The following is a 15,187-nucleotide window of genomic DNA, read 5'->3' as shown; positions in this document are numbered from 1 at the left end:
TTAATTGGGCGCGCCTGCATGGCCGGGAAGGTCGAGCAGCAAATTACCGCTCCAGCGTGTGCTGGCTGAGGCGACTGCAGCATCCTCAGGGGCGCGGTTGAGCTTCATCTCCGTGACGGATGCATGGCTGTTGTCACGCACCTGGCTAAGCCAGCGGGCCAGCGCGGGCGCGGGTGCATTGGTGAGAGTGACTTGAGCGCGGTTGCCCAGCCATTGCATTTGCGCCGTGGCGGGCATTTCGGTTTTGATGGATTGCTCCAGCTGCGTGCGCACATCGGCGTTATTCGCTTGCGGTTGCTGGCGCAGCAGCTCGGCCTGTGACTGCATTTGCAGCATGGCTTGCAGCTCGCGGTCTGCGGCGGTGTGGCGGGCGGGAGCGGTGCGCAGGCTGTGCAGTGCGGGTGCCAGTGCCATCCACCAGACGAGTGCCAGCAGCACGACAGTGCCAGCAATCAGCACCAGATTCTGTTCACGCTGCGCGAGGCTTGCCCAGCGCTGGCGCAGTGGCGCAAGCGCGGTGTTCAAGGCGTTGTCTTGCTTCATGGATAGGCCTTTGCGCTGAGTACGAGGTCGGCGCCTTCGCGCTGCAGCTGGTAGCCGCTGGCTTCAAGGCTTTGCTGTGCATCGCTCAGAGCTTCGGGGTTCAGGTCGAGCCCTGTGATGCGCAGTTGCTTGTCCTGATACTGCAGGCTTTTGGCGTTGGGCATGCTGCTGATGGTGGCGCTGGCGGCCAGCAGGGCTTCCAGGTCAGCCGCAGATAGCGCACCAGAATTGCTGCGCAGCACATCCAGCTCGCGCTGCATTTGCACGGGCGCATCCACAATCACGGGCACATGCGGGAAGGTGGTTTGCAGCACCTGCTTGGCTTGCTGCTGGCGCTCGGCGATGGAGCGATTTTCTTTGAAGGCCCAGGCGTTCAGGCCTATGAGCTGGGCCACGATGGCAATGCCGGTCGCCCAGCGCGCGGCGCGCCATTGCGGGGCTTTGGCAAAGCTTTGCCAGGCATCCAGCAAGCGACGCCTGGCGCGGGTGCTGCCGCCCAGATCCAGATCAAACTGCGCCAGATCACCGGGGTAGCTTGCGCTTTGCAGCAGGCGCTGCGCAGCGGTAAAGATGTTGACGGGGCGCTGCAAGGCTTCTGCCGCACGGGCGAGCTGGGGCTCGGCCAGCACGGGCAGGTCTGCTGGCAGGCGCGATAGCAGAGGGTGCAGCAAGCTGACATCGGCGCGCAGCGGCAGGGTGGCCAGCGTGGCTTGTCCATCCAGCCCGGTCACGCTGAGCTGTGCGTTGCCGTTGTCGCCCGACAGCAGCAGCTGCGCGCTGGCGCTGGGCCATTGCTCAGGAACCAGTCGGTTGGCGACATGGCCGCTGCTTTCCAGAAGATGCAGGTGCGATTGCAGCCATGCTTTGTCGCAGGCAGCGACCCAGTAGTTCTGACCTGCCGGAGTGGAGTCCAGCGCCAGGTGCAGAGTGGATGCGTCGTCGAGCAGCTTTTCTTCCAGCAGACCTTCAAGCACAGCACGCACGCGCGCTTGCTGGCGGCGGCTTTGCACGTTCAGGCCCGGCGGCAGGGTGATGCTGTGCCAGGAAAGGCGGCTGGCAGGGATGACTGCAGTGACTTGATTCGTGCGGCCGGAGGCTGGCAGCAGAGTCGCGCTGGCCTGGCCGCTGCGCTGAGCGCTTTGACCATCGTCGCTGACGATGTAGAGATATTCTGCGGCGGAATGTGCGAGTTCCGCTGGCAGCTGTATTAGCAATGTGCTCATGGAGGATGCCGCATTCTATGGGGGGGTTATGACGGCGTGGTGTCAGGGCCTTGGAACTGTGGGCATGCCCCAGTCGGCACGCTCCTGCCAAAGGGTGTTGACGTTCATGCTTTTTCGCTCAATCAGTGAGCGCTGACTCAATATGTTTTCCCCGAGGCGCAGGCGTCCGCGCGCTTCAAAGTATTCGGTGATGACGGAGTGCGAGCTCGAATTGAATGCACCGGCCATGCCAATGGCCGTGCCAGCCGCATTCAAAGATTTAAAAGGAGAAGTGTTGCGTAACTGCACCAGCTGGTTGGCGCGGGCCCAGTCCATGTCCGGGACACTGGCCCAGATCACTTCTGCCGTGGCCGTATTGATGTTGACGGAGGTGCGCTGAGGCAGCAAGGTGACATAGGGCTCAAGGCGGGCAATGGTTCGGGCATCAATTCCCAGCCAGCTCAGTTGGCCCACGGTGCGCGGCATCAGCGGCGCAGACTGTGATTTGTTGAGCGAGGCTTGCTGCAAGGCCATGGCGATCTGCATGACAGCGCTGCCGGGCAGGCCCAGTCGCTCGAACAGGCGCATGAAGGGCAGGAGGTCTTCTTCCGAAATCTTCTTTTCTTGCCCGCTCAGCAGATTAAGCAGATTCAGGCGGGATTGCAGATCGATGATTTCGCCGGAGAGAAAAGCATCCTGTACATCGGCCATTCCATCATCGACCTGGCTGACATTGTTCTTGGCCGCCAAAAAGGTGGACAGGCGCGCTTCCTGTAGCGGCACGGCCCAGGGCTCGCCTAGGTGATCAATCGGGTTACTGCGGTTGGCGCGAGAATCTTCCTGCAGTACCACACGCGACCAGTCCTGTGCGCCCAGCAGCAGCCAGTTGGCCTGCACGCGGTTGCGCTCTGCCGTTTCAATCTCCACATCACGCCACTGCTGCCATAGTGCGGCAGAGGCCAGCGTGGCGACCAGCACCACCGTCAGCATGGCTGCCAGCAGAGCCGCGCCATGCTGAGACGAGCGCTGTGCGTGGGAAGTCGCCGGGGCCAGAGACGCCGAGCGAGACCCGCCTTGCGGCGAAGGCGTCGTCCCCCTTGGGGGAAGGAGCGAAGCGACACAGGGGGTCATGATCGTGAGTTAGAGCGAAGCGGGTTGACCCAATCCACCGTCATCACGCCATTCAGCGCTCTGCCAGCGGGCAAGGTGAGTTCGATGCGAATCCCATCGGGCACCGTGGGCATGGCGGCGGCACCGTTGGCATTGCTGGCGCTGCTCTGGTCGCTGGAGAGCGGGTTGGTCCACGCATTGCTGCGGTAGTAGTACACGCGCCACAGATCCAGCGGCAGCAGCACGGTTTCGCGGCGCATCTGATCGCTCGATGGGTTGCGGCCCCATTGGGCGGCCTGGCTCCATGCGTCATTCCATTCACTGGCGGTGCGTGCGGGCAGCGACTGCCAGCGTACCCATTGCTGCAGTCCGTCCACATTGCGGCGGCTCCAGGCCACGACCAGTGCACCGTTGTCGTTGGCAGCGCTGGTCTTGCGGGTCAGGCGCAGCACCTGCCCATCCCAGTCCAGCGCCTGGCGGCCTTGCAGCGGCATGAGGGCGTTGAGGTCGGCATTCCACTGGGCCAGCACGGTCTGCATGATGGCGTGCTGATCGCCTTGCTCGCGCGTCACTTCCTGCGTACGCAGCATGCCATCAATGCCGCGCCAGCTCATGATGGACAGCAGCGCCATGGCCGCCAGCGCGACTAATAGCTCAATCAGAGTAAAGCCCAGATTCTTGGTGCGCATGCTGCTCATGATTCAGTAGCGACCAACAATGGTGGAGACACGCAAGATGGCGGAGGATTCAGAGAAAACCTGGGCATCCACACGTCTGAAGCTGGGGTTGGGTGTGGGTCGCACGCTGACTTGCACCTGCATCTGCCGACCGGCCTGCGGGCAGTTGGTGGAGGTGTCGCCCACCGCAGGCATCTGGTTGAAAAGGCGCAGCCGCACCAGCTCATTTTGTGCACAGAGCTGAGCGAGGATCACATCGGACTGGCGCTGGGCATTGCGCGTGAGCGCGCTGCTGGCCTGCAGGCCAGCCAGCAAGGTGACGCCGACGATGCCGACGGCGACCAGCACTTCAATCAGCGTAAAGCCGCGCTGCTTCATTGCGCCACCTGCACGTTCTGAATGCTGAAGGGGCGCAGGCCGTCTGTGCTCAGTTGCAATGGCGCGGAGTTGCTGCCAGGCAGCGACAGGGTAATGCTCTGGCGGGGAATCAATGGCTCTGGCCCCAGCACGACGGGCGTGCTGGGCTGAATCTGCACCGCAGTCTTGAGCCACTGCGTGGGCATTTGTACATTGGCAGGCAGACCCTCAAAGCGAAAGCCCTGAGGCATAGGTCGCCACACGACCAGTGCACCATTGGTACGGGCTTGTGCGCGGGCAGATTCCAGCAGCGTGGCCAGTCGCTGGGCTTCGCGTTCCAGTTGCTGCTCGCCGCTGTCGCGAATGGCCAGGCTCACGCCTGCTGTCGCCAGCGCCATGATGGAAATCACGACCAATAGTTCAAGCAGCGTGAATCCCGCAGATTTGATGCGCGCCATGGGCAGAGAGGTCACTAGCTGTGCGCTAGTGGCAGGACGGTTTCAGACGATGGGCTGGTGTGAGTTTTCGTCGCCGGGCCGCCCCAAGACGAAAACCGGCCAAAGCCGGTCAGGACCCCCTCGGGGGGCAGCGACCACACAAAGTGAGGGAGCGTGGGGGTAGACGTCATTGCCAACTGCCAATATCCGCATCCTTGCCCTCGCCCCCAGCCTTGCCATCACCGCCAAAAGACATGATGTCGATGGGGCCCTTCACGCCGGGGTTCAGGTACTGATAAGCATTGCCCCAGGGGTCGTTGGGCAGCTTTTCCAGATAAGGCTTCCAGTTCTGTGGCGCGGGGCCAGAGGTGGGCTTGGCCACCAGTGCCTTCAGGCCTTGTTCGGCCGTGGGATAGCGCTGGTTATCGAGGCGGTAGAGTTTGAGTGCCTGATTGATATTGGCAATATCGGTCTTGGCGGCAGTCACGCGCGCATCGTCGGCGCGGTCCAGCACATTGGGCACGATGAGTGCAGCCAGCACACCGATGATGACCAGTACCACCATCAGCTCAATCAGGGTGAAACCGCGCGATGCAGCGTGGCGGATAGCAGACAGCGAACGGTGGCGATGAGATGTCATGTAGCTCTGTACTAGAAACGCAATACTGACCCATCATAATCGTCGAATGCGAACGCAATCTTTCAAACTTGCTCAGGGCATTTCCATGCCCGTCAAACTCACGACCTTGCTGCTGTGGGCTGCCGCCGCTGCGGTGGTGGTTTTCTGGGTGCTGCGATTCACCGGCAGTGCCAGTGAGCAGTTGCCTGTGATTTCTCCAGCACAGCCGGTTCAGGCCAATGCCCAGGCAATCGCCAAGGCTTTGGGAGCCGTTGCTTTGCCTGCTGTGGCGGCCGCGCCGGTGGCCAGCCGTTATTCGTTGCTGGGTGTGCTGGCGGGCAATGAGTCTGGCGGCGGCGCAGCGGTGATTGCCGTTGAAGGCAAAGGCAGCAAGGCCGTGCGTGTGGGTGAGGCGGTAGACGAAGGCTTGATTCTGCAATCCCTGGCTGCGCGTGAAGCCCGCCTTGGCCCGGTCAACGGCCCGGCCAGTACCGTGTTGCAGCTGCCCAAGCCGCCCATCGCGGCATTCAACTGAGCGGGATCTGCACCCACTGCCCATAGGCGGGGGCGGGCAACGTCCACTCATGGCTTTGCGGCAGCTGCTGGCCATGCTGCACCAGCCATTGCACGCAGCGCGCGACGCCGGCATGGCAAATCCAGACGACATGAGCGCTTGGGTTGCGGCGGGCATCGTCCAAGGCTTGTGATACACGCTGCAGCATCTGCGCCAGAGACTCTCCATCGCCGGGCGCATGCCGTGCCAGGTTCTCGGCCCAGGCGCTGATGGCGGATTCGCCAATGGCATCCCAGCGCTGACCTTCCCAGTGGCCGAAGTTCATCTCCAGCAGACGTGTGTCGGGTGTTGCAGTGAAATCAGGCTGTAGCGCTTTCAAATCAATCGCTAGTTGCTCACATCTTTGTAGTGGCGAGTGCCAGAGCTGCAAATCACCCCGCAGCGGCAGCAAGGCCTTGTGAAGCGCCTGTGCGGCTTGCCGGGTGGCCTGTGCATCGGCCGCAATATCCAGACTGCCATAGCAGCGGTCTGTGTCAATCAGCGGGCGAGCATGGCGCACCAGCCAGAGTGCTTTCACAGCACAGGCCTCAGTACATGAAAGGCGACCGCCAGCAGCACCGCCAGTTCGTTGAGCTGCTGGCAGGCACCCAAACAATCGCCCGTCATGCCGCCCAGACGTTTGCGCAGCCAGCGCTGCAGCAGCCAGGTCGTCACGCTGCAGGCGATGGCGATCTTGAGAAGCAGCCAGCCGGAGCCGAACCACCACAGCAGCGCCACCATCGGCAGAGTCCATAGCGCGCCGGTGATGAGGCCGCGCCAGCCCAATTGTTGGCCCGCAACGTTCAGCGTTTTGCTGCTGGCAGCCAAGCCGACATGGGCCAAGTTGTGCATCAGCACCAGGGGCGCAAAACGAGAGAGCACATGCATGGCTACGACCAGAATGACCTCAGGCACTAGCCCCCAGTAAGGTGTCATTTTGTCCAGCACGGCCGCCAGCAGTACCACCTTGGTCAGCAGTGCCATCAACAGCGCCATCACGCCATACGAGCCAAGGCGCGAGTCTTTCATGATCTCGAGCGCGCGCTCAGCGGGCACAAAGCCACCCAGTCCATCGGCCACATCGGCCAGTCCATCTTCGTGAAACCCGCCCGTCAGCCACAGCGTGCCTGCCGTGCTGATGAGTGCGGCCAGCAGCGGTGTCCAAGGTGAGCCAGGCAGCAACCACAGCACCAGAGTCACTAGCGCAGCCGCCCACAGACCCACCAGCCAGCCCACGCCCGGCAGATGCGCGGCGCTGGCACGCTGCATCTCAGCGCTCCAGCCCACCCAGGCCGCCAGCCGTCCGGTGACGGGGATGCGGCTGAAGAACTGTATGGCCAGCAGATAGTGACGCAGGGCTTGCATGAATATCAAAAAAGTGAGCTTCTAGCGCTTGTGGATAAAGCGCTAGAGGACTTTTTTACTTCAAGAAAAGTTGATAGGCCGGATTGTTGGTTTCTTCCACCCACGGGTAGCCCAGGTTCTTGAGGAAGGCGTCGAACTTCTTGCTGTCCTTGGGTGGTACCTGCATGCCGACCAGAATGCGACCGTAGTCCGCGCCCTGGTTGCGGTAGTGAAACAGCGAGATGTTCCAGGTGGGCGCCATCAGGCTCAGGAACTTGAACAGCGCACCGGGGCGTTCGGGAAATACAAAGCGCAGCAGGCGCTCTTCCTGCGCCAGGGGCGAATGGCCGCCCACCATGTGGCGCAGATGTTCCTTGGCCATTTCGTCAAAGGTCAGGTCGATGGCGTCAAAGCCATTTTTCTGGAAGTTTTTGCAGATCTTCTCGCTCTCGCCCCTGGTCGGCGTGGTCAGGCCTACAAACACATGGGCCTTGTCCTCGTGGCTGATGCGGTAGTTGAACTCGGTCACATTGCGCGGGCCGCCGGGCAGCTTGCCCACCACTTCGCAGAAATGCTTGAAGCTGCCACGCTCTTCGGGAATGGTGACGGCGAACAGGGCTTCGCGCTCCTCGCCCACTTCGGCACGCTCGGCCACAAAGCGCAGGCGGTCGAAGTTCATGTTTGCGCCGCTCAGGATGGCGGCGTAGGTCTCGCCCTTGGTCTTGTTCTTGGCGACGTACTGCTTGATAGCAGCCACGCCCAGAGCGCCCGAGGGCTCGACGATGGAGCGGGTGTCGGTAAAGATGTCCTTGATGGCTGCGCAGACGGCGTCGGTGTCCACCGTCACATAGTCATCCACCAGGCCTTGGGTGACGCGGAAGGTCTCCTCGCCCACCAGCTTCACGGCAGTGCCGTCGGCGAACAGACCCACATCGGCCAGCTCCACGCGCTCGCCCGCCTGCACGGACTGCATCATGGCGTTGGAGTCTTTGGTGTGCACGCCAATCACCTTCACATCGGGGCGCACGGCCTTGATGTAGTTGGCAATGCCGGCAATCAGGCCGCCGCCGCCAATCGGCACAAAAATGGCGTCCAGGCGCTGGCTGCCCAGCTTTTGCAGCTGGCGCAGCATTTCCATGGCGATGGTGCCCTGACCGGCAATTACATCGGGGTCGTCAAAGGGGTGGACAAAGGTCAGGCCCTCGGCCTTTTGCAGCTTGATGGAGTGCTTGTAGGCGTCGGAATAGCTGTCGCCCATCAGCACTACTTCGCCGCCCAGCGCGGCCACGGCGTCCACTTTGACCTGTGGCGTGGTGGTCGGCATCACGATGACGGCGCGGCAGCCCAGCTTCTTGGCGCTCAGTGCCGTACCCTGTGCGTGGTTGCCAGCGCTGGCGCAGATCACGCCTTTTTGCAGCTGCTCGGCCGTCAGGTTCGCCATCTTGTTGTAGGCACCGCGCAGCTTGAAGCTGAACACGGGCTGCTGGTCTTCGCGCTTTAGCAATACCTTGTTGTGCAGGCGGCGGCTGAGGTTCTTGGCAATATCCAGGTCCGACTCCACGGCCACGTCGTAGACGCGTGCATTGAGGATGCGAGTCAGATAATCGGCAGGGGTGAGGGCTTGAGTCATGGTGCAATTCAGAAGCAGTGCACCAGGGCCAGAGCAATCAGTCAGCCGGGTGCAGGGAAGCCGATCATGATAGGCGCTTGCTTGCTGCGTTGCAGTACTCACTCGAGAGGTGCGCCCTGTTGGGCTGCGAACTTGCGCTGAGCCGGGACGAAAAAAAGCCCCTAGCTAAGAAGCTAGGGGCTGAATCCACCATTAGAGGAGGTGGAGGAGACAAACGGTGCGATACAGATCAGGACTTTCCAGTAATCTGCAGTCTGCCTGCGGGTTTGACCTAGCAGGTAACGCTTGCTTGTATTGTAGGGGATGTGTTTTTATCGTGCAAAAAAGATTCGGGTTTTTCTGGATTTGATGCAGAATTGCAACAGTTTCAAGAGGATGCAGCAATGGAATGCACAGTAAGTTGGACAGGCGCAACTACCGGTATGCGCTCGGGCATGGGCTTTGTGGCGGAGACCGGTAGCGGTCATATCGTCAACATGGATGGCGCGCCGGATGAAAAAAATCCTGGCAATGGCGGCCGCAATCAGGCGCCTCGCCCCATGGAAATGCTGTTGGCAGGCGCCGGTGGTTGCACTGCTTATGACGTGGTGCTTATCCTCAAGCGTGGCCGCCACGATGTGAAGGGTTGCAGCGTGCAGTTGACATCCGAGCGTGCAGAGACTGACCCCAAGGTCTTCACCAAGATTCACATGCAGTTCACCGTCAGCGGCAAGAACCTGCCTACCGGCGCGGTGGAGCGTGCGATTGCCATGAGTCATGACAAATATTGCTCGGCCACCATCATGCTGGGCCATACGGCTGAGATTACGACGGGTTTTGAGATCGTTGAATCCTGATAGGCGCTTCGCACAAAACAACGTGCAAAACAAAAAACGGGCCTCAGCGGCCCGTTTTTCTTGGAGGAAGCTGTTTTATATGCGGTGTGCCGTCGTCGTCATAACCTTGGCTGCAACGCGCATCAGGCCTTGCACCACGGGCGGCAATTGAATCGCGCCTTCCTCAATCGCTGCTGCGGCGTGGCGCTCTTCATCGTCTTTCATGCGCGCAACAACCGCGCGAGAGGCTTCATCTTCCTCGGGCAGGCGGCCCAGATGGCTTTCTAGATGCGCAGATACCTGGTTTTCCGTCTCGACCACAAAGCCCAGGCTTGTGGCATCGCTGACCTTGGCAGCAATCGTTCCAATGGCAAACGCGCCAGCAAACCAGAGCGGGTTCAGCAGCGAAGGGCGATCGCCCAGTGCATGCAAGCGCTCACGGGTCCAGGCCAGGTGGTCCATCTCCTCGCGCGCGGCGTGCAGCAGGTGCTCGCGCAGTTGCGCATCCTTGGTCACCATGGCCTGAGCGCTATAGAGTGCCTGTGCGCAGACCTCGCCCACATGATTGACTCGCATCAAGGCGGCAGACAGCTTGCGCTGCTCATCGCTCAAATTGGCTTCGGCAATACCGGTGGCAGGCGAGCGCTCGGCGGCGATCGGATCGGCGAACAAAGTGCGAAGAGCTGCATCGGCAGCGGTCAGAAATTGATCCATGGAAAAAACTCAGTGCGGCACCTGAGGGCGCCAATGTGCATAAGGTACACCAGAGTGCCTCATCCGCCATTTGTGCTGGGGCAATACCAAGCGGCAACCCTTAAGGGTGTACCCAAGAGTGTGTCCTAGAGGTTTGTTGCGGTGCTGCAACGAAAACGCGCCGAATCGAGCCTTTTTTGGGGAATTCCTTTGCGCTGGGTGCGGTGGTCTGGTGCAATAGACCCAACTTCCCCACCAGGAGGTTGGCGCGGGAAACCGGTGGAGCTCGAGGCTCAAGTCTCTCTTACATAGAACCGGCGCCCTTCTAAACCTTGGAGTAACTCGTAATGAAAAAATCCCTGATTGCCCTGGCAGTGCTGGCCGCTTCCGGCGCCGCAATGGCTCAATCTTCCGTGACCCTGTTCGGTATCGTTGACACTGGCGTGTCTTACGTGAACAACGCTACTGGCAACGATTCCAGCAAGTACGGCGTCGGCACCAGCGGTAACGCTACCAGCCGTCTGGGCCTGCGTGGTACCGAAGACCTGGGTGGTGGTCTGAAGGCTGGCTTCTGGCTGGAAGGCGAAATCTTCGGCGACACTGGTAACGCCAAGGGCTTTGATTTCAAGCGCGAATCCACAGTGCGTCTGTCTGGCAACTTCGGTGAAGTTCGCCTGGGTCGCGAAACAACTCCCACTTTCCGTGCTGGTCTGAAGTATGACCTGTTCGGCGCTACTGGTATTGGCCAGTTCATGGGTTACAAGGACTGGGCTGGTACAGGCCTGGCCGACGGCAACACGATCCGTAAGGACAACATGCTGTCGTACTCCTCGCCCAACTTCAGCGGCTTCACTGCCAACATCAGCTACGCTTTCGACGAGAAGGCTAACCAAGCTACCCTGGGTGGCAACGGTGGCCGTTACGTCGGTGGTAACGTTGGTTACGACAACGGTCCTCTGAGCGTGACTGCTGCTTACGGCACTCTGAGCTACGGCAACGTAGGCGACCGTGACGAAATGTCCATCGGCGCTTCCTACAACTTTGGCGTGGCCAAGGTGATCGGTCTGGCTCAACAGATCAAGTACAAGCCCAACGCTGGTTCCAGCGACAAGTTCAACAACTACGCACTGGGCGTGTCCGCTCCTGTGGGTGGCGTTGGCGAAGTGAAGGCTCAGTACGCTTACTACGACCAAAAGGGCAACAACACCAAGGCTCAACAGCTGTCTCTGGGTTATGTGCACAACCTGTCCAAGCGTACCGCTCTGTACGGCACTGTTGCTTACATGAAGAACAACAAGAACTCCAACCTGGGCCTGCAAGCCAAGGGTGTGAACGACGGTTCTCTGTCGGCTCTGGGCAAGAACCAGACTGGCGTGCAAGTTGGTATCCGCCACGCTTTCTAATCAATTGCTGGTGTAAGCCAGTAACTGTTTAAAAGTTAAAAAAGGCCTGTCTTACGACAGGCCTTTTTGCTTTTTGGGGTAAACCTTAAAGGGTGATTACTGAGAGGGTAATTCGGAGAGGGAAACGCCTGTGTTGTGCTTGTGCCAATGCTCACGCGGTTGAGGAAAGCATTTTTAGAATGAATTTCCACCAACTGTTTGTGAATTAAGAGAGAGGCAACACAATGAAATCTTCATTTGTGAAAAAAACATTGGCTTTGGCGGTGCTGGGTACTCTGGGAACCTTGGCATACGCACAAAGCAGCGTACAGCTGTATGGCATTGTGGATGCTGCAATTCGTCACACCAATAATGAAGGAGCTAATAAAAGTGGGCTGACAAAAATGATTGGTGGCGGTATGTCCGAGAGCCGCTGGGGTATCAATATCAAGGAGGATTTGGGTGGGGGTCTATCTGCGATTGCCAATCTGGAAAATCGGTTCTGGACGGACTCCGGTACTCCCAGTACCGCGCAACCTTATTTTGCTCAATCATGGGTAGGTCTGCGCAGCAATAGCTTTGGTCAGCTGACCATGGGTCGCCAATACAATGTGCTGTTCGACTTGGTGACTTCAACATATGCCTCGTTTCCATATTCTCCCTATATGGATGCATACAAACCCGAGATTGGTATGTCGCTGGGTGCACGTGCCAATAATATGCTGAAGTACGTGGCGGAGTTTGGCCCCGTACGCGCCGGACTGCAGTATTCCTTTGATGAAGGAAATACCTTCGCCAAGAAAGGCAATGCTATTGATATGACGCCAGGAGGTCTGGCATTGAAAACGGCGGGTGGGTATCTTCGCTACTCCGCCAATGGAATTTCGGCCGGTGCGGCATATCAGAGTTCAACGTTGCCTGCGGGCACAAAGGTAGACGCCTGGACCTTGGGTGGTTCATACCGAACCGGCCCTTGGTATCTGATGGCAGGCTATGGCCAGAATAAGGTCAAGGACAGTCTGGGGGCGGCGGGTGCCGGTGCGATTTTTGACGCCGGTTTGCTGAATGCTTACTGGACAGGCTCTTCCAATGGCGGTTTTATTGCAGGTAATGCTCCTGGCAATTTTGCCAACAAGCGTGAGATGTTCAAGGTCGGTTTTGGTTATCAGGTTACGCCACAGTTGAATGCAGGTCTGCATTACTACCATGCCAAACAATCGGGCTCGGCAACGGGTACTTTCAATGGCAAGGCCGACTTTATGGTCGCTGTTGCAGACTATGCATTCTCCAAGCGTACCGATGCCTATTTCGCGGTGGACCACACCAAGACCAAGGGCGGTGCGGGTGTAATGCTGGATGCCAATGGCGCAACAAAGCGCACCGGTATCACCATCGGTCTGCGCCATCGCTTCTAAGCAAGTCATTCACTAAAAAGCCGGCCTATCGATTGGGCTGGCTTTTTAGTTCTGGAAGTGCTTGCACAAACCAGAAGGGTGCAAAAAAGGCCGCTGGATGCGGCCTTTTTTGTTTGCGGCGCTGGGTGGCGATAGCCACCCAGTCGACAGCTTGGCAATTACATGCCCATGCCACCCATGCCGCCCATGCCACCCATACCGCCCATGTCAGGAGCGCCAGCGCCTTCAGCCTTGGGGGCTTCAGCGATCATGCACTCAGTGGTCAGCAGCAGGGAAGCCACGGAAGCAGCATTCTGCAGAGCAGTACGTGTCACCTTGGTGGGGTCCAGGATACCCATTTCCAGCATGTCGCCGTAGGTGTCGTTGGCAGCGTTGAAACCGAAGTTGCCTTGGCCCTTCAGGACAGAGTCCACCACCACCGATGGCTCGCCACCGGCGTTGGCCACGATTTCGCGCAGAGGAGCTTCCACAGCCTTCAGAACCAGCTTGATGCCAGCGTCTTGCTCGGCATTGCCGGTGGACAGTGCGCCCACAGCTTGCTTGGCACGCAGCAGAGCCACGCCGCCGCCGGCCACGATGCCTTCTTCCACAGCAGCGCGGGTAGCGTGGAGGGCGTCTTCAACGCGGGCCTTCTTTTCCTTCATTTCGACTTCGGTGGCAGCGCCAACCTTGATCACGGCAACACCGCCGGCCAGCTTGGCCACGCGTTCTTGCAGCTTTTCACGGTCGTAGTCGGAAGTGGCTTCTTCGATCTGAGCGCGGATTTGCTTCACGCGGGCTTCGATCTCGGCAGCTTGGCCAGCACCGTCGATGATGGTGGTGTTTTCCTTGCCGATTTCGACGCGCTGAGCTTGGCCCAGGTCTTCCAGAGTCACCTTGTCCAGGGCCAGGCCGACTTCTTCAGCGATGACCTTGCCGCCGGTCAGGATGGCAATGTCTTCCAGCATGGCCTTGCGACGGTCGCCGAAGCCAGGAGCCTTCACAGCCACAACCTTCAGGATGCCGCGGATGGTGTTCACCACCAGAGTTGCCAGGGCTTCGCCTTCGACATCTTCAGCAATGATCAGCAGAGGACGGCCAGCCTTGGCAACTTGTTCCAGGGTAGGCAGCAAGTCGCGGATGTTGCTGATCTTCTTGTCGAACAGCAGCACGAAGGGGTTGTCCAGAACAGCGGCTTGCTTTTCGGGGTTGTTGATGAAGTAGGGCGACAGGTAACCGCGGTCGAACTGCATGCCTTCAACGACGTCGAGTTCGTTGTCCAGGGACTTGCCTTCTTCAACGGTGATCACGCCTTCCTTGCCGACCTTGTCCATCGCGTCAGCGATGATCTTGCCGATGGATTCGTCGGAGTTGGCGGAGATGGAGCCAACTTGAGCGATTTCCTTGGAGGTGGTGGTGGCCTTGGATTGCTTCTTCAGCTCTTCCACCAGAGCGGCGACAGCCTTGTCGATACCGCGCTTCAGGTCCATGGGGTTCAGGCCAGCAGCAACGTACTTGGAGCCTTCGCGGACGATGGCTTGAGCCAGCACGGTAGCGGTAGTCGTACCGTCACCAGCGATGTCGTTGGTCTTGGAGGCCACTTCCTTCACGAGCTGAGCGCCCATGTTCTGCAGCTTGTCTTTCAGTTCGATTTCCTTGGCCACGGACACACCGTCCTTGGTCACGGTAGGAGCGCCGAACGAGCGCTCCAGCACCACGTTGCGACCCTTAGGGCCCAGAGTGACCTTGACTGCGTTAGCCAGGATGTTCACGCCTTCAACCATGCGTGCGCGGGCTTCACCACCGAAAACTACGTCTTTTGCTGCCATTTTTGGCTCCTACAAATCTGTATCAAATAGGCTTCTAGCATTTGTCTATCAAGCGCTAGAAGCTATGAATATGTGAGTAATGTGGGAAGGATTACTTCTCGACGACTGCGAACAGGTCGTCTTCCTTCATCACCAGCAGCTCGTCGCCATCAACCTTGACGGTCTGGCCAGAGTACTTGCCGAACAGAACGCGGTCGCCGACCTTCACGTTCAGAGCGATTTGTTCGCCCTTGTCGTTGCGCTTGCCGGGACCCACTGCCAGCACTTCGCCTTGATCAGGCTTCTCTGCGGCGTTGTCGGGGATATAAATGCCCGAAGCCGTCTTGGTTTCGTTTTCGAGGCGCTTGACGATCACGCGATCGTGCAGGGGACGCAGGTTCATACCAACTCCTAAATACATCAACAAAGTTGAAACAAGACTTGCCAGCCTTCATGGCCGACATTCGGAATATGTAGGGTCAAGTTGTTAGCACTCAACCCCCTCGAGTGCTAATAATAAGGCAATTTCCCGAGGTTTCAAGACCCAGCCTTGGGGGCTGAGAGGGCAAATAGTTCAGGGTTCAGGGTTTGTCCTGCTCTAGATGTAACGTGTTTTTACAAAT

The 15,187-nt window shown here is 59.2% G+C and carries 17 protein-coding genes; 4 read left to right on the top strand and 13 right to left on the bottom strand.

Annotated features, from left to right (window positions below):
* The 7 genes from gspM to gspG all read right to left on the bottom strand — a co-directional run bounded on the left by gspM (position 1) and on the right by gspG (position 4,966).
* The gene (gspM, locus tag CLU84_RS17490; protein WP_099738812.1) at positions 1-543 is read right to left on the bottom strand and encodes a type II secretion system protein GspM; all 543 of its coding nucleotides are present in this window, start codon (positions 541-543) and stop codon (positions 1-3) included.
* Complete coding sequence (gspL, locus tag CLU84_RS17485) at positions 540-1,766, bottom strand: type II secretion system protein GspL (protein WP_099738810.1); 1,227 nt, start codon at positions 1,764-1,766, stop codon at positions 540-542. The genes gspM and gspL overlap by 4 nt, the downstream gene beginning before the upstream one ends.
* A gap of 42 nt (positions 1,767-1,808) precedes the next feature.
* The gene (gene gspK / locus CLU84_RS17480) at positions 1,809-2,735 is read right to left on the bottom strand and encodes a type II secretion system minor pseudopilin GspK (protein ID WP_369826881.1); all 927 of its coding nucleotides are present in this window, start codon (positions 2,733-2,735) and stop codon (positions 1,809-1,811) included.
* A gap of 137 nt (positions 2,736-2,872) precedes the next feature.
* Positions 2,873-3,553, bottom strand: coding sequence for a prepilin-type N-terminal cleavage/methylation domain-containing protein (locus CLU84_RS17475; protein ID WP_099738807.1), 681 nt, complete (start codon positions 3,551-3,553; stop codon positions 2,873-2,875).
* 3 nt (positions 3,554-3,556) lie between these two features.
* The gene (gene gspI, locus CLU84_RS17470) at positions 3,557-3,910 is read right to left on the bottom strand and encodes a type II secretion system minor pseudopilin GspI (RefSeq protein ID WP_099738806.1); all 354 of its coding nucleotides are present in this window, start codon (positions 3,908-3,910) and stop codon (positions 3,557-3,559) included.
* Complete coding sequence (locus CLU84_RS17465; protein WP_099739106.1) at positions 3,907-4,347, bottom strand: prepilin-type N-terminal cleavage/methylation domain-containing protein; 441 nt, start codon at positions 4,345-4,347, stop codon at positions 3,907-3,909. Before CLU84_RS17465 ends, gspI begins: the two co-directional genes overlap by 4 nt.
* A gap of 166 nt (positions 4,348-4,513) precedes the next feature.
* On the bottom strand, positions 4,514-4,966 hold the full coding sequence (gene gspG / locus CLU84_RS17460) for a type II secretion system major pseudopilin GspG (protein WP_099738804.1): 453 nt from the start codon (positions 4,964-4,966) through the stop codon (positions 4,514-4,516).
* Between the two features lie 46 nt (positions 4,967-5,012).
* On the opposite strand from gspG, the gene CLU84_RS17455 reads away from it, so the two are divergent.
* Positions 5,013-5,480: a general secretion pathway protein C gene (locus CLU84_RS17455; RefSeq protein WP_099738802.1), complete on the top strand. Its 468-nt coding sequence runs from the start codon at positions 5,013-5,015 to the stop codon at positions 5,478-5,480.
* Here CLU84_RS17455 and CLU84_RS17450 read toward each other — a convergent pair.
* The 3 genes from CLU84_RS17450 to ilvA are packed head-to-tail and all read right to left on the bottom strand — an operon-like array spanning position 5,473 to position 8,472.
* Complete coding sequence (locus CLU84_RS17450) at positions 5,473-6,036, bottom strand: histidine phosphatase family protein (RefSeq protein WP_099738800.1); 564 nt, start codon at positions 6,034-6,036, stop codon at positions 5,473-5,475. The genes CLU84_RS17455 and CLU84_RS17450 overlap by 8 nt on opposite strands.
* A complete protein-coding gene (locus CLU84_RS17445) occupies positions 6,033-6,863 on the bottom strand; it encodes an adenosylcobinamide-GDP ribazoletransferase (RefSeq protein ID WP_099738798.1) in 831 nt (276 codons plus the stop codon). The genes CLU84_RS17450 and CLU84_RS17445 overlap by 4 nt, the downstream gene beginning before the upstream one ends.
* 55 nt (positions 6,864-6,918) lie before the next feature.
* Positions 6,919-8,472, bottom strand: coding sequence for a threonine ammonia-lyase, biosynthetic (ilvA, locus tag CLU84_RS17440; RefSeq protein WP_099738797.1), 1,554 nt, complete (start codon positions 8,470-8,472; stop codon positions 6,919-6,921).
* Between the two features lie 383 nt (positions 8,473-8,855).
* Here ilvA and CLU84_RS17435 point away from each other — a divergent pair, with 383 nt between their 5' ends.
* The gene (locus CLU84_RS17435; RefSeq protein ID WP_099738795.1) at positions 8,856-9,308 is read left to right on the top strand and encodes an OsmC family protein; all 453 of its coding nucleotides are present in this window, start codon (positions 8,856-8,858) and stop codon (positions 9,306-9,308) included.
* A 75-nt stretch (positions 9,309-9,383) separates the two neighbouring features.
* On the opposite strand, the gene coq7 is transcribed toward CLU84_RS17435, so the two are convergent.
* On the bottom strand, positions 9,384-10,001 hold the full coding sequence (gene coq7, locus CLU84_RS17430) for a 2-polyprenyl-3-methyl-6-methoxy-1,4-benzoquinone monooxygenase (protein ID WP_099738793.1): 618 nt from the start codon (positions 9,999-10,001) through the stop codon (positions 9,384-9,386).
* Positions 10,002-10,327: 326 nt separating this feature from the next.
* Between coq7 and CLU84_RS17425 the strand changes: the two genes are divergently transcribed.
* Both CLU84_RS17425 and CLU84_RS17420 read left to right on the top strand, forming a co-directional pair.
* Positions 10,328-11,383 carry a porin gene (locus CLU84_RS17425; protein ID WP_099738791.1) on the top strand — a complete coding sequence of 352 codons (1,056 nt, stop codon included), beginning with the start codon at positions 10,328-10,330 and terminating at the stop codon, positions 11,381-11,383.
* 224 nt (positions 11,384-11,607) lie between these two features.
* A complete protein-coding gene (locus CLU84_RS17420; RefSeq protein ID WP_099738789.1) occupies positions 11,608-12,777 on the top strand; it encodes a porin in 1,170 nt (389 codons plus the stop codon).
* 158 nt (positions 12,778-12,935) lie between these two features.
* Here CLU84_RS17420 and groL read toward each other — a convergent pair whose 3' ends face one another.
* Both groL and groES read right to left on the bottom strand, forming a co-directional pair.
* Positions 12,936-14,585, bottom strand: coding sequence for a chaperonin GroEL (groL, locus tag CLU84_RS17415; protein ID WP_099738787.1), 1,650 nt, complete (start codon positions 14,583-14,585; stop codon positions 12,936-12,938).
* Positions 14,586-14,676: 91 nt separating this feature from the next.
* The gene (gene groES, locus CLU84_RS17410) at positions 14,677-14,967 is read right to left on the bottom strand and encodes a co-chaperone GroES (RefSeq protein ID WP_099738785.1); all 291 of its coding nucleotides are present in this window, start codon (positions 14,965-14,967) and stop codon (positions 14,677-14,679) included.
* Positions 14,968-15,187 lie beyond the last annotated feature (220 nt).

The sequence above is a fragment of the Comamonas sp. 26 genome, from assembly GCF_002754475.1.
GTDB lineage: Bacteria > Pseudomonadota > Gammaproteobacteria > Burkholderiales > Burkholderiaceae_C > Comamonas.
This window is presented reverse-complemented; position numbering and strand designations above follow the sequence as displayed.